The sequence below is a fragment of the Paenibacillus sp. CR_12 genome (assembly GCF_041953985.1).
Taxonomy (GTDB): Bacteria; Bacillota; Bacilli; order Paenibacillales; family Paenibacillaceae; genus Paenibacillus_AQ; species Paenibacillus_AQ lautus_A.
On sequence record NZ_JAVFHO010000008.1, the window covers coordinates 17,999 to 40,694 of the forward strand.

General features: G+C 52.1%; 15 protein-coding genes. 5 read left to right on the forward strand and 10 right to left on the reverse strand.

All coding sequences use genetic code 11. The annotated features are described in order from the left end of the window. Nucleotides 1–64: 64 nt before the first annotated feature. The 10 genes from RB297_RS23900 to RB297_RS23945 all read right to left on the reverse strand — a co-directional run bounded on the left by RB297_RS23900 (nucleotide 65) and on the right by RB297_RS23945 (nucleotide 12,174). Complete coding sequence (locus RB297_RS23900; protein ID WP_375121630.1) at nucleotides 65–1,807, reverse strand: glycoside hydrolase family 2 protein; 1,743 nt, start codon at nucleotides 1,805–1,807, stop codon at nucleotides 65–67. 33 nt (nucleotides 1,808–1,840) lie between these two features. Next, entirely contained in the window at nucleotides 1,841–2,845 is a 1,005-nt protein-coding gene (locus RB297_RS23905) for an aldose 1-epimerase (RefSeq protein WP_375121631.1), read from the reverse strand. 12 nt (nucleotides 2,846–2,857) lie between these two features. Further along, nucleotides 2,858–4,636: a glycoside hydrolase family 2 protein gene (locus RB297_RS23910; RefSeq protein ID WP_375121632.1), complete on the reverse strand. Its 1,779-nt coding sequence runs from the start codon at nucleotides 4,634–4,636 to the stop codon at nucleotides 2,858–2,860. 51 nt (nucleotides 4,637–4,687) lie between these two features. Beyond that, nucleotides 4,688–5,623, reverse strand: a complete 936-nt coding sequence (locus RB297_RS23915; RefSeq protein ID WP_277746693.1) for a carbohydrate ABC transporter permease — start codon at nucleotides 5,621–5,623, stop codon at nucleotides 4,688–4,690. Nucleotides 5,624–5,638: 15 nt separating this feature from the next. Continuing rightward, the gene (locus RB297_RS23920; protein ID WP_090909282.1) at nucleotides 5,639–6,610 is read right to left on the reverse strand and encodes an ABC transporter permease; all 972 of its coding nucleotides are present in this window, start codon (nucleotides 6,608–6,610) and stop codon (nucleotides 5,639–5,641) included. Between the two features lie 29 nt (nucleotides 6,611–6,639). Continuing rightward, nucleotides 6,640–8,373 carry a type 2 periplasmic-binding domain-containing protein gene (locus RB297_RS23925; RefSeq protein ID WP_192570919.1) on the reverse strand — a complete coding sequence of 578 codons (1,734 nt, stop codon included), beginning with the start codon at nucleotides 8,371–8,373 and terminating at the stop codon, nucleotides 6,640–6,642. Nucleotides 8,374–9,152: 779 nt separating this feature from the next. Then, the gene (locus tag RB297_RS23930) at nucleotides 9,153–10,106 is read right to left on the reverse strand and encodes a glycoside hydrolase family 43 protein (RefSeq protein WP_375121634.1); all 954 of its coding nucleotides are present in this window, start codon (nucleotides 10,104–10,106) and stop codon (nucleotides 9,153–9,155) included. A 317-nt stretch (nucleotides 10,107–10,423) separates the two neighbouring features. After that, nucleotides 10,424–11,080, reverse strand: coding sequence for a formylglycine-generating enzyme family protein (locus RB297_RS23935; protein WP_192572575.1), 657 nt, complete (start codon nucleotides 11,078–11,080; stop codon nucleotides 10,424–10,426). 60 nt (nucleotides 11,081–11,140) lie between these two features. Then, nucleotides 11,141–11,512: a DUF4180 domain-containing protein gene (locus RB297_RS23940; RefSeq protein WP_375121635.1), complete on the reverse strand. Its 372-nt coding sequence runs from the start codon at nucleotides 11,510–11,512 to the stop codon at nucleotides 11,141–11,143. After that, a complete protein-coding gene (locus tag RB297_RS23945) occupies nucleotides 11,512–12,174 on the reverse strand; it encodes a TetR/AcrR family transcriptional regulator (RefSeq protein ID WP_375121636.1) in 663 nt (220 codons plus the stop codon). Before RB297_RS23945 ends, RB297_RS23940 begins: the two co-directional genes overlap by 1 nt. Before the next feature lie 417 nt (nucleotides 12,175–12,591). Between RB297_RS23945 and RB297_RS23950 the strand changes: the two genes are divergently transcribed. From RB297_RS23950 to RB297_RS23970, 5 genes are all read left to right on the forward strand, one after another. Continuing rightward, on the forward strand, nucleotides 12,592–17,061 hold the full coding sequence (locus RB297_RS23950) for an S-layer homology domain-containing protein (RefSeq protein WP_375121637.1): 4,470 nt from the start codon (nucleotides 12,592–12,594) through the stop codon (nucleotides 17,059–17,061). Between the two features lie 242 nt (nucleotides 17,062–17,303). Next, nucleotides 17,304–18,011, forward strand: a complete 708-nt coding sequence (locus tag RB297_RS23955) for a response regulator transcription factor (protein ID WP_375121638.1) — start codon at nucleotides 17,304–17,306, stop codon at nucleotides 18,009–18,011. 6 nt (nucleotides 18,012–18,017) lie between these two features. Next, nucleotides 18,018–19,457, forward strand: a complete 1,440-nt coding sequence (locus RB297_RS23960) for a HAMP domain-containing sensor histidine kinase (protein ID WP_375121639.1) — start codon at nucleotides 18,018–18,020, stop codon at nucleotides 19,455–19,457. A 90-nt stretch (nucleotides 19,458–19,547) separates the two neighbouring features. Beyond that, complete coding sequence (locus RB297_RS23965; protein WP_375121640.1) at nucleotides 19,548–20,312, forward strand: ABC transporter ATP-binding protein; 765 nt, start codon at nucleotides 19,548–19,550, stop codon at nucleotides 20,310–20,312. A gap of 6 nt (nucleotides 20,313–20,318) precedes the next feature. Next, nucleotides 20,319–22,691 carry an ABC transporter permease gene (locus RB297_RS23970; protein WP_375121641.1) on the forward strand — a complete coding sequence of 791 codons (2,373 nt, stop codon included), beginning with the start codon at nucleotides 20,319–20,321 and terminating at the stop codon, nucleotides 22,689–22,691. Nucleotides 22,692–22,696: the final 5 nt, after the last annotated feature.

Here is a 22,696-nt window from a genome sequence, read left to right on the forward strand (position 1 = left end):
TAATGTGCAATCATACACCAAACATGGTACAAGCCTACTTCAAGATACCGGTCATAATGGGCGCTTAATCCTCTATCGCGGCTTTGCGGGCGTTAATGCGTCGGATCACTTCAGGATCGAATTTCGATCGTCTGTCATAGGTGTACAATCCGTTCACTTCCTGCTCCACGTCGTACAATTGGGTATAACAGAACCCGAACATCATGGGATGGTCCAGCAGCACGTTCGTTAAGCCCGCATAACGCTCCAGAAACGCTTCCTCGGATGTCGGTCTGTCGCCGTAACCCCAAGACTTCTCGTCTTTCTGATCCGGATTCCACCAAATGCCGCCGTATTCGCTGATAAAATAAGGCTGGCCGCCATACTGCTGCCGATTCGGGAAGCTGTTGTATACCTCTCCACCGTTCTTCATCGGCTCATATCGCTGCTTGAACGTTTCGGGATTTTGGTCATAATCGTGGATATCGAAAATATCAGTCACCACATGGAAGTTGCCGCTCGTATCAATCACGGGGCGCGTCGGGTCCATTTTCTTCGTGACCTCGTATACAATGCGCAGCACATCGTTATTTTGCTTGGCGCCGTCCCGGTCCCACGTCTCGTTGAACGGGCACCAGCCGATGAGGGCCGGATGATTGAAATCGCGTTCCATGCCTTCGAGCCATTCCGGCAGGAAATGGGACAATCCCTCGGAAGTGGTAATGTCCAGCCCCCAATTCGCATGTTCCCCCCATACCAGATACCCTAACCGGTCCGCCCAATACAGAAAGCGCGGTTCGAATATCTTCTCGTGAAGCCTGGCGCCGTTAAAGCCCAGTCCCATGGAAATTTCGATGTCTTTGCGGAGATCCTCATCGCTTGGAGCCGTATAGACTCCATCCGGATAGAAGCCTTGGTCCAGCACAAGGCGCTGAAATACGGATTTGCCGTTGATGCGGAAAGCCATGCCGTCCAGCATGACGGTTCGGAGGCCGAAATATGATTGGACAGTATCGCTCGCCTGGCCATCTCCTTGCAATGATAATTCCAGATCGTACAGCCTGGCCTGACCCGTTTCCCACAAATGGACCTCCGACAGTGGAATGGTGAGTTTGACGGACGGCCCGGATACGACAGCACTTGCATTCCCTACCGCATTCCCCTCATACAAGGCGGATGCGGTCAGTTTACGGCCTGCTGCGTTCCCGTCGATTTTAATCTCGAGGTGGGCACAGCCATTATCCGGGTCACCCACCAGCTTCATGTCGGACATATAAACCTGCGGCACTTGCTCCAGCCATACCGTTTGCCAAATCCCCGTCGTACGGGTGTAATCGCAGCCATGCGAATAGAAGCGTCCGCTTTGCTTTCCGCGCGGCTGGCGTCCGGAACGGACATCGTCTTCCGCGCAGACGGTAACGATATTCTCGCCCGGCTTCACATGCGATGTGATATCAAAACTGAAAGGCGTATATCCCCCGCGATGCGTTCCTACGGATACTCCGTTTACCCAGACTTCGGTTTCATAATCCACCGCCCCGAAGTGAAGCAGAATTCTGCCATTCCAATCCTTGGGGACCTCGAACTCACGCTTATACCAGACCGCTGCCATGAAATCCTTATACTCAACGCCGGACAGCTTGCTTTCGGGACAGAATGGAACGGTGATCGTTCCGGACAGCTCATGTCCAGGTTCATGGAGTCCACGCTCCTTCCCGCTCCGGCCATGGTCGATTTCGAATTGCCATGAACCGTTCAGATTGATCCATTGCGGCCTTACCCATTGCGGGCGAGGGTATTCGGGACGCGGTAGTGTTAATTGAGTCATGTCGAACTCCTTTTTATTATGTTTAATTGGGCTTTAGCCCCGGCTTTCCTTGACGTACAGCCGGCTGGTCTCTTCCCAGATTTCGTTCGGCTCGAGACTGAAGCACCCGATTTCTTCGGAAAGCATATCCATATTGGGAGCATTGACCAGGTTGATCTGCGGCTCAGGGCAAAAGAATCCCTCGGTCGCTTGGTTGTTCCAGATCATCCATTGCTTGTAGGAAGTGCCCACGTCATAAACCAGAGTGACCTTCCCGGCCTCATCGGTAAGCTCCATCCGGTTCCTTCCGTTCTGGGGCACGGCGGTATAGTGATTGTCCATGCTTTCGAAGAACGGATAAACGCCTGCGCCTTGCATGGCCAGTTCATTCGCGGACAGTTCCTGATGGGAGCCAGTGGGGAGCATTCGCCCATCCAGCTCCCATCGCTTCCCGACGGTCAGCTTTAAGCGGTAATCCCGGGCGTCGCCCCCCTCGGCAAACGGCGCGTTAACGGATGTATGAAACGCCAGCAAACACGGCATGGCTTCCGTGCCCATATTGGTAATCAATACCCGCTGAGACAATCCCTGATCGCTTAAGCCGTAGCGAAGCTGAATGCGGAACCGGAACGGAAAGTGTTCGAATATCGGATGCTGTTCGTCTATGCGGACGGACACGGTCACATAAGCTTCCTGCCCGGTATGCCCGTATTCGTCCACCTCCCATGGAATGTTGTACAGAAATCCATGCAGGTGATGTCCCGTCGCCTCTTCATTGACCGGAAGCTGAAGAATTTTGCCGTTCCACCGGAACACGCCATCTTGATACCGGTTCGGGGGAAACAACACCGGAATGCCGTGAATCATCGGCCTTGCTTTGAATGCCGGCATTTCCTCCGGCGTCGGCTCATGCAGAAACCGGTAGCCCTTTTCGATGTCCCGAAACGCTATCAAATTACCGCCGATATCCGGGAGCATGACCGCTTCATAAGCTCCTGCCCGCAGAAACACGGCTTTCTCGTTATGGTATACGCCTTCATAGGCATTCGTCCCGCCCATTTTATGTGCCTCCTATTGTCCCGTCATGATTTTGCGAATGGTTTCGAGCGGCGCCTTCGGCTTACGGTCATACGTAAGCAGGCCGTTGATTTCCTGCTCGACGTCCGTCAGCTGCGTGTAGCAGTATCCCTGGATCACCGGGGAAGAGAACATCGGATCCACCACCGCTTTGAGCCGGATCAGATAATCCTCCTCGTTCTCGGCTCCGGAATACCCCCAGCCCTCCCATTCGCTCTTCTTGAAGGCAATGCCGCCAAACTCCGATACGAGAATGGGTTGGCCGTCATAGGAAGCGCCGCCGACGAATATTCTTCGGTTCGCCGGCATGGCTTCCACCGCGGACGCGGCTGTTGCATACCGTTCTTCCAGCACTTCCTGGCGGCTCTCATAATCGTGAATGGTGACCAAGTCCGTGGTCATATGCTCCCATCCGTCGTTATATACAACCGGTCTGCTATCGTCTAACGACTTCGTTAGATGGTACATGGCGAGCCCATGCTGCTGCTGGCGCCTATCCATCTGCACATTGGGAACACCCCAGCTTTCATTCAGCGGGACCCAGGTGATGATGCAGGGATGGTTATAATCCCGCTCGATGATCTCCTGCCATTCCGCCGTGAAACGGCGAACATACGACTCGGAATATTCGTACGCGTTGGCCGCCTCGCTCCATAACAGCAGGCCGAGCTTGTCGCACCAGTACAGGAATCTGGGGTCCTCCGTTTTCTGATGCTTTCTCACGCCGTTGAATCCCATTTCCTTCGCCAGCTCCACGTCGCGCTTCAAAGCCTCATCCGACGGCGCCGTCAGGATTCCCTCGGGAAAATAACCTTGATCCAGCACCAGCCGCTGGAAATACGGGCGATTATTCAGGCACAGTTTGCCGTTCTCGATCGATACCTTCCGCATCCCGAAATAGCTGGATACCTGGTCAACGACGTCTCCATCCTGAACAAGGCGGAATTCGATGGTATATAAATTCGGATGCTCCGGGCTCCACAGGCGTCCCAGGCCATGGTCCGTAAAATCGCTGAGGCCGATGGTCCGCAGCTGCTCCGCGCTGCGAATGGCATATTGATCTTCGGCAACACACTCGCCCTGATAGGATACGGTGATCTGCAGCTTGAGATCCTCCGTCGCCTTGTAGCCTTCAAGGAAGGTCCGGATGCGAATTTCGTTGCGGTCGATATCGGGCGTCATCATCGTTTTGCCCAAGTGTACCGGGGATACCGGCTCCAACCACACGCTTTGCCAGATGCCGGTCGTACGGGTGTAGAAGATGCTTGCCGAGTGCTCAAGCCAGTATTGTTTGCCTCGCGGCAGGGTGACGTCGCGGCTGAAATCTTCCGCCCGCAGCACGAGCGTGTTGCTTCCTTTCACGAGCGAAGCCGTAATGTCGGCCTGGAATGGCGTATGCCCGCCTTCATGCATGGCTACCAAGTGCCCGTTTACCCACACTTTGGCCAAATAATCCACGGCGCCGAAATGAAGCACGATCCTCTTTCCGTTCCAGTCCTGCGGAATTTCGAACGTTCTGCGGTACCACACGACATCATGAAAGGAAGGGTCGTCGATGCCGCTCAGCTTGCTTTGAAACGTAAAGGGAACGTTGATCTTCCTCGTAAAGGAAGCCTGCGCTTCCGAATGATACCACCCTGCATCCTCGCCGATGGCTTCATCGTCAAAACTGAAATCCCATTCTCCATTGAGGGTTAACCACTCTTTACGCTGAAACTGGGGCCTCGGATATTCGCTGCGAACCGTTTGTGCCTTGCTAACTTCTGTCGTCAAGATGCTGCTCACTCCTAATTATTCAGTCTCTCTATCTGCTTGTTTGAACGCCTAGCCTTTGATCGAACCGACATAAACGCCTTTCACGAAATACTTTTGCAGGAACGGATACACCAACAATATAGGCACCGTCGAAACCACGATCGCGCAATATTTAACCAGCTCCCGGAACGCGGTCGAGCTCTGGGCGCTGTTAATGACGACCCCGCCCGCGCTGCCGATCGTGGTGGCCGTTGAATCGTTGGCGACCAGAATTTCCTTCATTAACAGCTGTAACGGGAACAATTCCCTATCCTTCAGCAGGACCATCGCGTTAAACCAGGAGTTCCAATTGCCGACCAAATAGTACAGGAAGATTACGGCCAGCGTCGCCTTCGACAGCGGCAAGATCACGGTGATCAGGATGTTGGCCTGGCTTGCGCCGTCGATCAGTGCCGCTTCTTCCAGCTCTCTCGGAATCGATTGGAATCCGGTCCTTAGAATGATGATGTTCCATGTGCTTAAAGCGGTCGGAAGAATCATGGCCCACAAATTGTTGTACAAGCCGATGTCTTTCATTAACAGGAACCAGGGAATCAGCCCTCCGCCAAAGAACATCGTGATCGTAATCATGACCATGATGTAATTCTTGAAATACAAGTCCCGCCTGGACAGCACGTAAGCGCCCAATATCGTCATGACCATATTGACCAAGGTGCCCAGTCCAACGTAAATGATCGTATTCATATATCCCCTGAGCAGGCTGTTGTCCTTAAACACCAGCTTGTAACCGTCGAGCGTGAATCCCAGCGGTTTGAACAATACCCCTCGATGAGCCACCAAAGCGCCGGGATCGCTGACGGAGGCGAACAAGATATGCAATATGGGATAAAAGCACACCAACGTTAAAGCGGTTAACAGCGTATAGTTCGTAAAGTCGAATACACGGTCCCCGATGCTTTTATGCTTCCTGCTTCGTTTCACTTTGAGTTGCTTGATTTCCTCCATAACCTTCCCTCTCTCTTACCATAAGCTGGATTCAGATCTGCGCTTCACGATGGTATTCGTCATCCATAACAGCCCGAAATTGACGATGGAGCTTACTAAGCCGACGGCAGTGGAATAACTCAGGCTCGCTTCCCTCAAGCCCCTTCGGTAAACATAGGAAGCGATGACATCCGCCGTATCGTAGATCAAAGGATTGTAGAGCAGGATGATTTTCTCGTAGCCGGAAGCCATTAATCCGCCGATCGCAAAGATAAACAGAATGATGATGACCGGGCTGATCTGAGGCAGCGTAATGTACCACATTTTTTTCACCCTGCCGACCCCGTCGATATCGGCCGCTTCATATAACGAAGGATCGATGGAGCTCATCGCAGCCAGGTAAATGATGCTGTCCCAGCCGATGCTCTGCCAGATTCCGGAAAAGGTATAAATCGGCCGGAACAAATTGGAGTATCCGAGAAGGGACGAATAGTCTTTACCCGTTATGAAGGAAAGCAGCTGCGTAACGACTCCCTCATTGGACGTAAAGATGTGAATGATCCCGCACACGACCACCAGTGAAATAAAATGCGGCATGTACGTGATGGTTTGCACGGTTCGCTTGAACTTGGAAGAACGGACTTCATTCAGCAGCAAGGCCAGGATGATCGGTGCCGTAAATCCAAAGACGATTCCCCATACATTCAGCAGGAGCGTATTCTTGACGACCCTCCAAAAATAGGGTCCTGAGAAAAAATCGATGAAATGCTTGAAGCCCACCCAATCGCTGTCCGCGAAGCCCAGCAAAGGCTTGAAATCCTTGAATGCGATCATGACGCCCCACATCGGCCCGTAGCAGAAGATCAAGAACCACGCCACGACGGGAAGGGCCATCAGATAAACGAACCAGTTCTTTTTCAGGTCCTTTTGAATCAAGCGCTTGGTGTTCTTAGGCTCCGAGGGTGTCCGGACATGGTCTATTCCCCTGTTTTTCCGTAAAATCTCCATGAATCAACCACCTGTTCTTATTATGAAAACTATCGTTGGTTATACCGATCCAAGGCTGCCTGATGGAGACTCAAAAATTCGTCCAGCCCCATGCTTTGCGCTTCCTTCAAAAATTTATCGTAAGCATCGACCGGCAATTCGCCCATGATGATCTTCGCGAAATATTCTCCGCGCAGCGTGGACAACTGGTTCCCAAGCTCGGCTTCGCGCGAGGCCTCTTCCTTCGTAAACGTGATCGGCGGCATCGCCATGCTGGTGTCCATGTTCTCCGTCCAGTCCTGGCGAATATCTCCGGAATAGCTGCCTTTCGCCGTGATCAACGGATTGGCATTGTGCTCGTCGCGGATATTCGGCCAACTATGCCAGCGGTATTTCCAAAGCGTGACGTCTACCGGCTGACCGTCCGGATCATTGTACATATAACTGTTTTCCGGATAATAAGGCATTCCTTGCTCATCCACCAAGTGCACGGTGCCGTACTCCCCGAAGTTGATCAGCTCCCAGCCTTTCTTGGAATAGTTGAAATCCAGCCATGCCATAGCGGCTTCGACATTTTTGCTCTGGGTAGTAATGGCTGCACTGGTTCCGGTTCTTTTGAAGTTTTTGTAGGTGGTCGCGGATTTGTCTCCTTCATTCAGAACCGGATTCAGCGCCCCCACGAAATCAATGTCGTTCTGCACTTTCCAATAGCTCCACATCGTATCCGGGGAATCCATCATCACGGCCGTATCATCGGAAATCGCGCTGGCCATCCGTTGATTGAAATCGGCGGTAGCCCAGTCCCGATTCAGCAGGCCTTCCTTGTTCCACTTCTGCATCGTTGCGAGATATTCCTTGGCTTTCGGCTGTGCAGGCCCCCAAGCAGCCTTGCCGTTCTCGTCCACGAAGGTCCAATCCCAGACGCCATATGCGCCATTAATAATGCCGGTAAAAATTTGGCCGTACGTCGAGCCGTAATTCAGCGGCGCCTTATATCCGACTTCTTTGCTTTTTTTCAGGAACTCATACCATTCGTCTATCGTGTTCGGGACTGGAAGTCCCGTCTTATCCAGCGCCTCCTGCTTGATCAGCATGCCGAACCAGGTCCATTCGGAATACGGCGCGATGCCGTAGAAGCCCAGCAGCCTGCCGTCGTCGGTCACGGTCGTTTTTCTTCTCGTTTCGTCCGAGTTCCGCCATGCCGTATAATTCGGAGCGTGCTTTTCCATCAGGTCGGTGAGATCGAGGTAAGCGCCATCGTTCACCCCTGCTTCGAAGCCTCCCGGATAACGGCCCGGGTCAATAATGATGTCCGGCAGCTCGCCGGAGGAGATCATCAAGGTAAATGCATCGGCTTCCTGTCCGACCGGCGGCGTAATGAAGTTCACCTTGATGCCGGTGAGCTTTTCCACCTGCTTCTGAACCAAGTGATTATTCATATCCGGGATGTTGGAGTTGGCAGGCATCCAAACATCCAGCACCACATCGCCCTTGACCGGATATGCGGAATAATCGCTTGGAATGACTTCGTCAAATACATCTCCGAGGTATGTATCATTCAGCGTGCCGTTGACCTCATCGATTTGCTCCTGCGTCGGTGCTTTATTTCCGCGTATATCACCGCTGATATCCTCGAACGTCACCTCATTCTTCTCTACTTCTTCCTCTTGGGTTACGGTGTTGTCAGGCTTGTCATTTGCCTTGCCGCTGCAAGCGGTTACCGTCGAAATAATCAGGATGGATATGAATAACAAAGTGAAAAAACGCTTCATCGTTCCGTTCATGCTTAACCTCCCATGATATGAATAATTGCGAGCACCCCGCCGCTGCGCTCTAGAGGATCCATATGCCGTCGTTATTCAGGGGGCGTCCGGTATTAAGGCTTTTATCTGTCTTTTTTAATCCTTCGAAGCTAGCGTCTCCTTGTGTCAAGGCATCTTCATGTCTTTGAAAGCCTTTGTCTCTTCGAATTGGCAAAATCCCGTTTCTGCTCCATCAGCTTCGCTTCATGTTCAACGCTTCATGTCTTTTCAGGCTGATGCATGACAAGGGTCATTCGCGGTCTAAGCACCTCCGCCCTGACACGATCCTCTTCATCATGGCCATTGGATATGGCTCCCCTTTCACATGTGAAATTGATGAAACCGACAGCTGTTGCACATCCATTTAATACAATTATTCTGTATCTTTAACCGAAGTATAAGCATACAACCCCATTCTGTCAACGCTTTCAAACACAATTTTCGTAACTAAATTTGTGAATTATCCAAAAAAATATTTTGATAATGAGAATAACGGGAATAATAAGATGCACAAAAACTCCTTTTGAATTAAGGGGTTTTCATGAAATTCCGTTATTTTCATATATTTTCGCGGTTCTCGTCATACATGTTCAACTCTTCGTAATAAACCCCCATTAATTACAGATATATTGTAATAAATGGGGGTTTATATAGATCAAATATTATGGTTATTCGCTTACACCAGCCTGGTTACCACTCGCTCTCAACCATGTTTACACTGCGATCCCTTGCATGTTCGGAAGGTTGTGAATCCGCATACATTATTCTCCGGACGGTTTGGCCAAGGCATCCGACTCGCCGGCCGGCACGCCGAAATCCGGAGTTCCATCCGGCTTCCAGCCGAATTTCTGGATGCGGGTCGACCGCAAGGCCGTCTCGACGCCAGGCGCGGGCAGCGCATGGTAAACGATCCAATCCTCCTTGCCATCCGGCGATTGCGTGAAGCTATTGTGACCGGTCGCGTACACTCCGTTTTCCACGCTTTTGCAAAATACGGGCTGCATCGATTTGGTCCAGGATTCCGGATCCATCGGATCCCCGTTTTCTTCCATCGTGAGCATGCCCAGCGAATAATCCTCCGACCAAGTGGTGCTGGCCGAGTACACCATAAAGATGCGGCCGTTTCGCCGAAGAATGACCGGTCCTTCGTTAATCGCCATTCCGCCTTGTTTTTCCCAGGACAGGGTCGGAGCCGTGAGCAATACATGGTCCCCCGTCAATGTCCAAGGGTTCGACATGCGCATGATGTAGATCGCGGACCCGTAATCCGGGAAATGGCCATATCCGGCATACAGGAAATAATGCTGGTTGCCTGCGGTCATGACCGTGCCGTCCAAGCCGGGGACGGGGGTCGGCAGCGCGCCTTTCCAAGCCCATTGTCCCTCCATCGGATCAACCTCGGCGTTCTCCAGCACGCATATTTGGCGGGACTCATCCCCTCCTCCGTCATTCGCCGTGAAATAGATGTACCATTTGTTGTCCAAACGATGAATTTCCGGCGCCCATAGGTTATGACTGTACCTTCCCCCGGGTTCCGGAGTCCAGATCGTTTTCTTCCGTCCTTCCGCAAGGCCGGTTAAGGTTGCGGATTGCGTCAGTTCCAGATGATCGCGTTTCGTCGACATAAAGTAATAATAGCCGTCCGTATGCTTCCATACCCAAGGATCGGCTGCCTGCTCTACGATCGGATTGTTGAATGTTGGTCCATTCACCATCTTCGAATCCCCCTTATCCCTAGACATTCCTGGTTTTGATCAACACTACGGCAATTCAACCCTTGACTCCCTTGAGCTCCCCACACCTCCCGCAAAAAGTTAAACCCAATCTTACTGATGTCTTTCAGCCTTGTCTATACGCAAATTTACGAGGTTTATCGCGTTAGATTATGTGACATCGGGAAGTGGGAGAAATATGAATGGGGAGCATCTAAGTTTCTATAGCCATCTTGGAAACAGCCGCGGTATTTCGATCTGTTTGATGGAAATTCAGGAGGTGCTGCACAATCAAAAAAGCTGACCCTAAAGGATCAGCTTTATCTTTTTCTTGATATCGATCTCGCCAAACGAAACCCGAGATCCTCAATCCGAAACGTCGGGTGGCTGCGGCGGCGGCATGTCGCTCCGCAGCCTCTGGCTTCTTCGGCCCAGCTCCCTCCGCGGAATACTCTGTAGGAGCCGTATACGTTCGGATCGTAAAGATCCCAGCACCACTCCCATACGTTTCCGAGCATATCGTAAAGCCCCCACGCATTCGGCCGCTTTTTGCCCACCTCATGCAGGACGCCTCCGGAATTCCCTCCATACCAAGCGATGTCGTCAAGCTCTCCGTAACGGTAGCCGAGACTCCCGGCTTTGCAAGCGTATTGCCATTCCGCTTCCGTGGGAAGGCGGTATCCGTCCGCCTCCTTGTCACAAACGACGGATTCACCGTCATCCGTTACCGAATAACATTCGTTCAGGCCTTCGCGCCGAGATAACATATTACAAAAGAGAATCGCTTCATGCCATGATATATTCACGGCTGGGGACTCCATCAAATCATCGCATCCGGATGTCTTTGGCATGATTGAGAAATACAACGCCTTCGTTACAGGGACCGATGCAAGCTGAAATGCAGGCACTTCCACCGTCCACGAGGACTTTATACGGTCGTCCCTTAATTGAACTACGCCTGCTGGAATGTTCACCATCGAAACCCCTTTTGGATCAAACCCAGATACCGGCAACGATCTTCCTCCCGTATTCGCTACTTAGTTATTCCATTTGCTTAAACGTTCGATCCCCTCTTGTTCACTGGGCAAGAAAAAGAAATCATGGCCCTTATTGCATTCGTAAATAAAATCTTGAAGGCTTTGGCTTGGATAAACCGAAAAGTCTCCAATGATCGCAATTTTCACCTGATAATTGATAAACTTCTGGAGAATGTCGCCTGCAAGCCGCGTCTTCAAATCGAAGAAAGACTCGCTTATCAACGATTGATCCATCACAATGCGGCGGCTGTCCGTTTCATATTGCACGGTGGCCATGAGATCCAGGGCCGACTGGACATCCTTAATCAATACCTCGCTGCCGCTAACGACAGCAATCGTTCCTCCATCGGTTTCAACCTTCGCGATATTCATCAAACTCCTCCTCTATTGATAAGTCTTCTTACATAATCCTCACATATGTACCGGTTATCCTCGTCCTTGTCGGGCGGAACCTTCGCTACTCTAAAGAAGCTCAGGCCAATAACCATCGCCATCAGGCCATAGGCGGCACTGTTGGAATCTTCAACCGACATCTGCCCCGTCCGGTTACCGTATTCCATAATCTTGGCGATGCCTTGGAGATCGCGTTCGTAGCTCTTGGATGCAACTTCCTGCAAATGACGGTCCAGCATGGCCTTTGAAAAAAACTGCACAAAGAGCTTGCCTTGATCCTCATAGGGGATAAACATCTTATCGACTCCGTCAAGCTGCGAAACATTCAGCTTCTGATCCGTGTCCTCGCTGTACGGAGGGAGCATATGCTGCAGGACAACCTCCATCATTTCCTCCGCTGACATGGCAGGCTCAATGCCTGATTCGATCTTTAGCCCATAGTAGGCTAGGAACGACTTGAAGGCTTCGGTCGTCAAATGATCCTTATTCTTGAAATAATAAGTGACCACTCCCTTGGAGCAGTTCGCATACTCGGCAACCTTATCCAGCGTCATCCCTTCAATTCCATGCAAGCTGATGCAGGTTAACGTGGCGTTAATGACGTCTGCCCTGCGCTTTTGTTCCATTCCCAATTTGGGCATCGCTTCTCACCTGACATCTTGATTTTATTTATACTGAACAGTCGGAATAAAAAAAGTGTACACAATGTTGATTCACGCTGTCAATGAACATTTATTTGGCTGGCAGCTGGCTGCATGGGGCAAAACCTGAGCTTCTCCTACGATCTCTCGCCAGCTGCTGTATCAATCAAAGCAATAAGATTCTGGTTGAAGGATATTACGCAATAGGCGGACACGCCCGCATCTTTTTAGAGTGGAGCATCTGTAGAGAACCTGTATAGCTATTGTAGAGAATTTGTAGAGCATGCTTTGTTATTCTGATATCCGCTTGTCAAAATATGTCCTTCCATGTCAAGAAGGCAGCCTTGGTGCAGGTTCGCTTGAGATGAAGGTACAGGACATCAACAAAATACAAAAAGAAGGAGGATGATCATTTTCATGAAAAAATCCGGAAAATTCGGATCCTTGTTTATGGTGATCTGTATGCTCGTTGCCACGTTTCAGCCTTTGACGGCACCGGCCTCTGCGGCGGCGGCACCCGAGGACAAATGGGTCACCTATAAACTTGATAATTTCAGCAATTCCAAGCAAGTCGATTTATTCTCGCTGAACGGCCAAGCCAAAGTGATGCAAGACAGTAAAGGACGCGATATCCTGCGTCTGACCGAGGCACAAGGAAACCAGTTCGGTACGGCTTTTAACAAAAAGCTGATCGCCGCGGGCAACAACTATTCCTTCAGCACTTTTTTCAAGTTTCGCCTAAACGGAGACAATCGTACCAACTCTCCTGCCGACGGCATCACCTTCACCATTCAGGCTCAATCCAACAGTGCGGGCGAAGTCGGTGTGGGCATTGGTTACGGCGGGATCAAACCCAGCTTTGCGGTGAAGTATGATACATACCAAAACGCGAGCCCGGTCAATGATCCATCCGCTAACTACATCGGACTTGCAAAAAACGGTAGTGTGAACAATACCAATCCGGATTGGTATACAACGAACCTCAATGGCATTACGCTGTCTGGAGGAGAAGATCTATACTCCTGGATCGACTACGATGGACAGACCAAGGTTGTTAAGGTTTACCTGAGCAAGGATGCTGTACGTCCGACAACTCCCGTTCTGGAAACAAGCAACATTGATCTGGACGAAATCTTTGCCGGATATCCCGGCGTTTATGCGGGATTCACCTCCGCCACCGGCGGCTCGATGGAAACCCACGATATTCTCGGATGGTATTTCACGAACGAATTCGAGCCGATCGATACGGCAAATACTGGCTATGTCTACAAACAAGCTCCAACCGATGTCAGAATTGAAGTCGTTCCAACCTCTGAGCCTGGAAAGTATGAAGTGATAGGAACCGCGCTTGATGTAAACGGCGATCCCGTGGAGGGAGCCCCGATTACCTTCTATTCCGAGGAAGGAGTATGGACTTCTCCATCCCAATCGACTAATAGCCAGGGACAAGCTACGGCCATTCTGGATTTTGGCGATAATCCTCCATCGGGAGAGATAAAGGTTGTGACGGTAGGTGGAGCTTACGCTACGGTACCGAAGGCTCCGGTCCTTTCATCAGGTAATACACCTGCAACAGCTAATGAGCTGTCGTGGAACACTGTAACAGGAGCTACTTATTATAGTCTTTATAAGGACGGTGTCCTGCTCGACACGAATATTCAGGTTCCCTCGTATACCTTAACGGGGGCAGATCTGGATGAGATCTCACAATACACTGTAACTGCAGTTATATCTGGACCGGCCGGTACGATCGAGACCCTTCCATCTAATCCAGTTACTTTAGGGCTCTACTTTGATCTGCCAGAATACAAACTCAATACGAGTCCTCTTGCACAAAACTACACGCATCCTACGGTGGTTACGTCTGTTTATGAGACCGGTAGTAGAGACGTTACCCTGGAGGTAACGGAGTTTACCGTTAAAAATCCACTCGTAGCTACGATAAGTGAAGACGGTTTACTGACGGCAATAGGTGCGGGCACCACCGTAATCGAGGCCGTATATAACGGTAAGACCACTCAATCCATTGTTAAAGTAAGCATCGATGCTCCGGCGTTAACGACTGGGCAAGTGAATGCGACCAATGCCGAATTATTGTGGAACGCCGTCCCTGGCGCTCAAACGTACAATATCTATGATGCCAATGGACAGCTGATCGCCGACGGAGTGACAGGTACTAGCTATGTGTTGTCCGGCCTGAAGCCGGAAACGAAGCAAAGCTATGTCGTCAAAGCCGTCAGCAACGGCATTGAATCCCCTGCTTCGCAGCCCGTGGATGTAACCACGCCGGCCTCCGGCCTGCGCGATCTGTTGATCGATCCGGCAAGCGTCACGCTGCAAACCGGTGATCAGCACACGCCTAAGGTAACGGCGGTTTCCTTGGATGAAAGCATTCAGGATGTAACAGGCAAAGCCACATATACATCTTCCGATGATAAGGTGGCCACGGTCGATGCCAATGGCGTCGTTACCGCCGTAGCACCAGGAACGGCCATCATCACGGCTACGCATGACGGAAAATCCGTCACGCAAACCGTCCATGTTCATGATCAGGCATTATCTTACAACCTGGATGTAACGGTGACCCCTGAAGGCGTATTGGCTGACGGGAAGTCTCCGGTCACGGTTACCGCTAAGGCAACCGATTCCAAGGGCAACCCGGTTCCTGGAGTACCCGTGGTCATCACATATGATTCCGGAAAAACCAAGACGGTGACCACCAATGAAGAAGGGATTGCCGTATGGACATACGAACCTGCGGTTTTAACGGACACGACGCCGTTATACGACATCGTGGTCGCAGAAATACAAGATCCTGGCACAGGCACAACCGTTCAAGCAAGCAAGGGCGTACATTACTTCCCTGCCGCCATTGACGGCATCGTTGTGGATCAAATCACCGGCAAACCGGTAGCAGGCGCAAAAATTACCGTGGAATCCGATTTCAACAACGACGGAATTCCTGATTTCTCGGCTGAGGTAACGACCGGCGAGGACGGCTCATACCAGATTCCGGTTCCGCGCGGAAACTATACCTACGAGTTGAATATCGAAACTCCGGTTCAAATCGGAGGGCGTGACGTCACGCTGACGCAAACCAAAGAGGTTACGATCGGCACTTTACAACCTGGCCAAACGATCAAACCTTCGAACCTGCTGAGAGGTCAATTATTCGTTGCTTCCGCCAGCGGAGCATCCAACCCTGATACCATCGGGGATGTCCTCGGCAGCGGGAAAGCCGTTGCACTGCTTCAAGGCTTGAACGGCAGCAGCTTTAAGCAGCCGCTCAACGTAGCCAATGACGGAACGTTCTCGCTGGATCAAGTCCCGCCGGGGAAATACCAAATATCCTACCAGCTTGAACTGGCGGACGGTACGGTATTGGCAGGTCCCGCTTCCATCTTGGACGTGGATATGACCCAAGACGGACAGACCGCGATCGTATATTCCCTGATAGATCCTTACGGCATCATCACGGATGCATCGACAGGAAAAGTGATTAGCGGCGCAGACGTTCAATTGTATTGGGCTGACACTGAGCTGAACCGTCAGAAAGGACGGGTGCCGAATACACTCGTATCCTTGCCTGCACTGGCTGGGTTTGCGCCTAACCAAAATGCCAATCCGCAAATTTCCGACGCGGCTGGCGAATATGCATGGATGGTATATCCGGAAGGCGATTATTACATCGTCGCGAAACGAAGTGGCTATTACACTTATGACACTCGGGTTTCCAAACCGAATGCCCCGGCCGTTAACGGTTCCGACAGTTATATCAAAAACGGGATCATCCATGTGGGACAGAGCATTATCGCATTTGACTTTGCTATGCAGCCAGTGCCGTCATCAGGTAATGGCGGGGATTCTTCTGGGTCTTCTTCCCCATCACCTCAGCCGCAGGGCGATGTGACATTGAACCTATCCACGGACAAGAAGCAAGTCCAAGAAGGCACGCAGTCGACCATTACCGTCGATTACGCTAACCGTACCAACGCGGCATTACGTGATGCATCGGTTCAAGTTACCCTTCCTGAAGGCGCCGAAGTCGTGAATGCTCACGGCGGAAAGGTTGATGGCAGAACCGTAACCTGGAATGTGGCTCATCTCCCTGCCGGAAGCACCGGCAGCTTCAAACTGGACATCAAGTGGGGACAGATTGCAGCCAAAGAGATTCAATATGAAATCATCGGACAGCTTACGGCAGGTAGCAGCAAAAAATCCAATAGCGTCCATGTTCAAGTATTCTCTGACCGGTTCGGCGATCTCCAGCATCAGCGTTATATTCTCGGGTTCCCTAACGGTAAATTCCAACCGTCCAATACCTTGACCCGGGCCGAGCTCGCTGCAATCGTTGCTCGTCTTTCGGAGAAAACCACAGGCAACGCGAACTCAAGCTTTAACGATATTCGAAAAGGACATTGGGCGACCGATTACATTCGAATCGCGGTATCCCAAGGATACTTCAACGGTTACGCAGACCATACGTTCCGTCCGGATGCACCAGTCACTCGCGGAGAACTGGCTGCGGTGCTGGCCCGTTTCCTGGACTTGGACACATCGGCTTCCGTAAATCGCCATTTTACGGACATCGAAGGAAGCTGGGCTGCCGAATCCATTGAGGCATTATATCGCAACAATTTGCTGTCCGGTTATCCTGGAAACACGTTCCGGCCGAACAACCGCATCACGCGGGTCGAAGCCGTCACGTTGATCAACAAAGCGTTATACCGTGGACCTTTGACGGGATTGGAGCCGCTCTTCCCTGATGTAGCGGAAACCCACTGGGGCTTCGGCGATGTTCAGGAAGCAACGGTTTCTCACCAGTCCACTCGTAATTCAGACGGCGTTGAGGTTTGGGTTTCCACGCTTAAGGATAACGTGAAGTAATAATACTCTCCCTCATAGGGAGGATGCTGTCGATCATCGAAGCATCCAACCGCTCAACCCCCGGTCTTATTCCAGACCGGGGGTTTTCCTTGTTCCAGATACATGTAGGCATGCATTCAGCTAACTTAAAAATAGCGACAGGGTTATCCAGGGGGATTTTCCTTATCTTCCCTATGCTTAAATCCGACCCGTGCTATAATGGATTCACTATTTAAAGCATACGGAACAGGGGCGACTTTTTCATGCAATCTCCTAAAACGGTACTGATTATTGAAGATGAGCGGGATATCTCGCGCATTGTGAACGATTATTTGCGTGTCCAGGGATTCAGCTCGTTCATCACGGAAAATGCGAGGGACGGATTGCAGGAAGTCCGTAACCGGCAGCCGGATTTTATCATTCTTGATTTGACGCTGCCAGACGCTGACGGAATTGAAGTATGCCGCGAGCTTCGTACATTGACTTCTGCGCCCATACTTATTTTAAGCGCTCGCAGCAGCGACACGGACAAAGTGCTTGCCTTGGGTTTCGGCGCCGATGATTATATGACCAAGCCCTTCTCGCTCAGTGAGCTGGTCGCCCGGGTTCAGGCGCATTTGCGCAGAATGGTCGACCCGAAACTCCAGGCAACAACACAACAGCTATTGCGATTCGGCACGTTATCTATTGATAAAAGCGCTCGCAAGGTCATGGCCGGACAGCGGGAAATTGCTTTATCCGCGAAGGAATTCGACCTGCTCTATTTTCTCGCATCCAACCCGAACCAAGTGTTTACCAAAACGCAGCTGCTGGATCAGGTGTGGGGGTACTCCGCCTATGTCGAGGATAATACGATCACGGTCTACGTTCGGCGGCTCCGCGAGAAGCTGGAACGCAGCGGAATCAAATCCGCTTATATCACGACGGTTTGGGGCGTCGGTTATAAATTCGACCCCGATGAAACGGAGTAGCCTTTTATGCACTGGAAACCATGGTATGCAAGAAGGCTCTGGACGGCTTGCCTGTCTCTTCTTGTAATTTTGCTGTCCGTCGTTTGGCTCGCTTGGCCCTCGAACCAGCCTGCTTCGTCCTCCATCGTCAACCACATTCGCTTGCTGACCAATACGATCGTCCATACGTTGGAGAACGAGTTCGTCGAACTGCTCCCTCCGGATGCTCCGATTCGCGAGAAATTAACCGGCTGGAGTCAAGAAACACGGATCGGCCTTAAGGTCGTGCTCCCTGACGGAACGATGATATATGACAGCGATGATTCATCGGTACGCCGTATTCATCCTCGCTTTGAACTGGACTATACGCTGCGTATGTCCGACGGCGACCCGCCCGATTACCACCTGGCATTTCCGCTGCTGGATGCCGGAACCAACGCCTTCGCAGGCTATGCGCAGTTTACGGTCCCTGCATCTGCAGCGACCGCGGCCATCCCTTCTTCCGGCTTGCTTCTCGTTGTGCCATGGACCTTGCTTTCCTTGGCACTCCTGACGCTGCTTTATGTACTCTTCTCCACCGGACGCCGGGTGCAGCGGGATCTGGTTGAGCCTGTTGCCGGGCTCAAGCCCTATGCGGAAGCCATCCTGAAGGGCGATTACGAGCAGCGCGCCGAATGGACAAGCAATAACGAGGTCGGCGAACTCTATGCCGTATTTGATCTCATGCGTGAAGAAATTCGCAATTTACATATGCAGCAAGCCTCGCACAGCCAGTCGCACAAGGAACTCATTTCCAATCTGTCCCATGATTTAAAAACCCCGCTGGCGACCATCAAAGCCTACATCGATGCGATTCGTGAAGGCATCTGCCCCGATCTGCCGAGTGTGATGGCTTACCTGGAGGTGGTGCATGCCAATACAAGCAAGATGGCTGTGCTAGTAGACGATTTGCTGCTGCACGCGCTGCGTGATCTGGACCAAATTGCGGTGCGTCCGCTGGAGCAGTACAGTTCTTCGACGATTGAACCTGTGTTGCGAACCATGGCGCACTACATACGTACGATGGGGGTGCGCTGCGTGGAGCCTTCTTCCATTCCGAACGTGCTTGTTATCATCGATGCTGTGCGTTTCGAGCAGGTCATCGCCAATCTCGTCACGAATGCCCTGAAGCATACCCAACCCGGGGATACGATTACGCTCGCCGTTGAGGAGTTGGCCGAATCATCCAGTTTGCGGATCATAATTTCCGATACGGGCAGCGGTATTTCCCCTCAGGACATGCCCTTTATTTTTGAACGGTATTACCAAGGCAGTGTCCCGGACCGCAAGAAACTGGCCGAGCGGCAAGGGGTTGGACTCGGTTTGTCGATTTGCAAATATATTATGGAAGCGCATGGCGGCACGATCACGTTTCACAGCAAGCAGCAGCAGGGAACGACCTTCTGCTTGACTCTGCCGCTAAGCTGACCCCTGTCATACTTTATTAATAATTTGATAAGGAATGCGCAAGAATCGTCCTCTATAATTTGGAAGCACGAGAAGAGAGGAGACCCTGTCATGACTACAACCAAAACCATCATGCTGCAAGCTTCCAATTTATGCAAAACCTATACCACCGGCAAGGAGCAGTATCATGCCGTGCGCAATGTCGATCTGTCGATATATGCCGGCGACTTTACTGTGATCATGGGAGATTCCGGGTCGGGAAAGTCGACCTTGCTTTACTTGCTTAGCGGACTCGACGCCGTGACGGCCGGTGAAGTCCACCTTCAGGGACAGCGCCTCGATCAGCTTTCGGCTAAGGAGCTTGCGCGTTTTCGAGCAGATCAGATCGGTTTTATCTATCAAAACAGCAACCTCGTGCCGGATTTGACGCTGTTCGATAACGTCGCTCTTCCTGGTTATATCGCCAATCGGGACAAAGAAGCCGTAAAACAAAGGGCCAATGACCTGATGACAAGCCTGCATCTCGAAAAACAAGGCACCCGGCTGCCTTCCCAGGTGTCCGGAGGCCAGCAGCAGCGGGCCGCCATCGCCAGGGCGCTCATCAACAATCCGGATATGATTTTTGCCGATGAACCTACCGGCAGCCTCAACTACGAACAAGGTGTTACGGTGCTCGATATCCTGAGCCGGATGAATGCGGAGGGCCAATCGATTGTCATGGTCACCCACGATATGAAGGCGGCCTGCCGCGGCAATCGCCTGATCTACATTCGCGATGGCAAGATCGGCGGCACGCTGGATATGGGACCCTACGTCCCGGAGTTAGCCTCCGAGCGGGAAGCAATGATCTTTGCTTATGTCACCGGGAGGAGGTAGTCCAAGATGCGTGCCATATTGACGCTGTGCTGGGGGAACATTCGCAAACGAAAATTGCAAAACGCGCTGATCGCATTGCTCATTGCGCTATCTGCTCTATTAGTCGGCACCGCTTTCACGGTCTTGATGAATACGGAAAACGTATTCGAAGAGCGCCATACGGCTGCTCAAGGTGCCCATGAAATCATAAATATGACCCGCGGGCTGCATGATGAACGCATGGTTGCCGATTGGTGGTCAACCCAGGAGGGGGTGACCGCCTCCAGCCTTATTCCTTACAAGCCTTGGACCGGCTTGGTCTATAACGGGCAAGAACTGCCCAATCTTTATCTGTATATGATCGATACGCCTCCGATGCCGCATGGGGTCAATCATCCGCTCCCCGGCGCCGGACCGGCTCAACTGACCGTTCCGGAAGCCGGAACCGTCTGGGTGCCCACCTCGCTCGCCTACAAATACGACATGGAAGTCGGCGATGAATTGGTGTTCACCGCCGGGGCTGCCCCGGTACAATTCACGATCGGCGCTATCGTTATTGACCTGTCACATGGCGGCCCCTTCACCACCACTGCCCGCATCTGGATGAACGAAGCGGACTACCTTTCGACCATGGGCGGCTTGTCCACGCCGGAGCAGTACCTGGTGTCGCTTCGCTATGCGCATCCCGAACAAAGCGGGGAGTACTGGCAGCGCTTTGAGGAGGCGCTCGGATCGCCGTTTTTGGAAGAACGCGTTTCGTTTGCCGAGCTGTCCGCCTTTTACTTTATCATGAACAAAGTGATCGGCTTCGTCATGAGTTTCCTCGGATTGGTCATGATTGCTGTCGCCTTGCTTACGATCGGCTTTACGATCACGGACACGATCCTGGCCAATTACCGCACGATCGGCATTCTCAAATCCATCGGCATGACCTCCGAACGCATCATCGTCACCTATATGCTGCAGTACGGCTTGATTACCGTTATCGCCTTGATCCCTGCCCTGATCGGCAGTCGACTGCTGTCGGATATCATCATTAAGAATTCCTTATCCTTCCTCAAATCCGAGGCGGCGCCAGTGTCCGTGCAGGCGCTGGGGGTCGCAATCTGGACCGGCATCGGCATGCTGATCATCATCCTCTTGTGCGTTGTCCTCTATGCAGCCAAAACGCGCCATATCGAGCCGATTCAGGCGATCCGCTATGGCATGTCGGAGTCTTCGCATACCCATGCCCATGGACATGGAACCGGCACAAGGCTGCTGGACCGATGGTCCGTACCCGCCGTCATCGGATGGAAGCATGTGACCGGCAACAAAAAAGGGGCGGCGCTGGTCTTTCTGTTGATGAGCATTACCGCGGCGGTGCTCGTCTTTGGCACCCTGCTGGTAACGAGCGTCTATCGCATCAGCGAAACCTCGGCCCAGTGGGGCTACGACGATGCGGATATCGCCATCATGGTGATCAACGCTGACGGAATGGATCGTACAGAATTGCAATCTTATATCGAGAAGGATCCCCGGGTCCTCAGCCTGAACTGGTCCGGCTCGGCTATTGGAGTTGTTGCGCAAGCAGATGGCACTCAACCGACGTTCAGCCTCCCGCTGACCGTGGTGGAAGGCAGCATGGACGAGATGGGATTGGCCTCGCTGACAGGCCGGAACCCCGTGCTGCCTAACGAAATCACGATCGGAGTCAACATTGCCCGCAAATTGAATAAAGATATTGGCGATGCCGTCACGATCTACATCGAAGGAAAACCGCATCAACTGCTGATCACCGGCACGTTTCAGTCCATTTCCAACCTGTCGAATATCGCTCGGATCACATCGGACCTTGTCGGGCACATCAATCCGGACGCCGGGTTTGTTCAACTTCGGAACCAAGCGGATAGCGATGAGTTCGTGCGACAGCTGAATCAACGCTATGGTCCGGTGATCCAGGCCCTCAAGCAGAAAGTGCTTCTGGATTCCGTATTCAAGGAGGCCACGGCCGTGCTGCTCATTCCGATGAGTTTGCTGGCCCTTCTGTTCCTCACCGTCACTTGCCTGATCGTCTATAGTACTTGCCGCCTGCATATTCGTAAGGAAACGAAAACCTACGGCATTTACGCTTCGCTCGGCCTGACGGCATCAGACATCCGCCGCGCGTTGACAAGCGGCATTGCCGGAGTCGCTGCCCTCGGTACGCTGGTTGGAATGGTATGCGGAGTCTACGCGCTGCCAGCCGTACTGCGCGGCTTGCTGTCTGCCTACGGCATCGTCAAGGTGCCGCTGGTCATGGAGTGGCCGCTGGCGATAGTCCTGACGCTGATCGCTCTTGCCATTGCCGTCAGCGGCTGCTGGTTGGCTTCGCGAGCCCTTGACCGCACCTCCTTGCGAGTGCTGGTGACGGATTCTTGAGGAAA

What these genes read in the sequence shown, in the direction of transcription:
- RB297_RS23900 (WP_375121630.1), bottom strand. Translation starts at nt 1,807, where the DNA reads ATGACTCAATTAACACTACCGCGTCCCGAATACCCTCGCCCGCAATGG.
- RB297_RS23905 (WP_375121631.1), bottom strand. Translation starts at nt 2,845, where the DNA reads ATGGGCGGGACGAATGCCTATGAAGGCGTATACCATAACGAGAAAGCC.
- RB297_RS23915 (WP_277746693.1), bottom strand. Translation starts at nt 5,623, where the DNA reads ATGGAGGAAATCAAGCAACTCAAAGTGAAACGAAGCAGGAAGCATAAA.
- RB297_RS23920 (WP_090909282.1), bottom strand. Translation starts at nt 6,610, where the DNA reads ATGGAGATTTTACGGAAAAACAGGGGAATAGACCATGTCCGGACACCC.
- RB297_RS23925 (WP_192570919.1), bottom strand. Translation starts at nt 8,373, where the DNA reads ATGAACGGAACGATGAAGCGTTTTTTCACTTTGTTATTCATATCCATC.
- RB297_RS23930 (WP_375121634.1), bottom strand. Translation starts at nt 10,106, where the DNA reads ATGGTGAATGGACCAACATTCAACAATCCGATCGTAGAGCAGGCAGCC.
- RB297_RS23935 (WP_192572575.1), bottom strand. Translation starts at nt 11,080, where the DNA reads ATGGTGAACATTCCAGCAGGCGTAGTTCAATTAAGGGACGACCGTATA.
- RB297_RS23940 (WP_375121635.1), bottom strand. Translation starts at nt 11,512, where the DNA reads ATGAATATCGCGAAGGTTGAAACCGATGGAGGAACGATTGCTGTCGTT.
- RB297_RS23945 (WP_375121636.1), bottom strand. Translation starts at nt 12,174, where the DNA reads ATGCCCAAATTGGGAATGGAACAAAAGCGCAGGGCAGACGTCATTAAC.
- RB297_RS23950 (WP_375121637.1), top strand. Translation starts at nt 12,592, where the DNA reads ATGAAAAAATCCGGAAAATTCGGATCCTTGTTTATGGTGATCTGTATG.
- RB297_RS23955 (WP_375121638.1), top strand. Translation starts at nt 17,304, where the DNA reads ATGCAATCTCCTAAAACGGTACTGATTATTGAAGATGAGCGGGATATC.
- RB297_RS23960 (WP_375121639.1), top strand. Translation starts at nt 18,018, where the DNA reads ATGCACTGGAAACCATGGTATGCAAGAAGGCTCTGGACGGCTTGCCTG.
- RB297_RS23965 (WP_375121640.1), top strand. Translation starts at nt 19,548, where the DNA reads ATGACTACAACCAAAACCATCATGCTGCAAGCTTCCAATTTATGCAAA.
- RB297_RS23970 (WP_375121641.1), top strand. Translation starts at nt 20,319, where the DNA reads ATGCGTGCCATATTGACGCTGTGCTGGGGGAACATTCGCAAACGAAAA.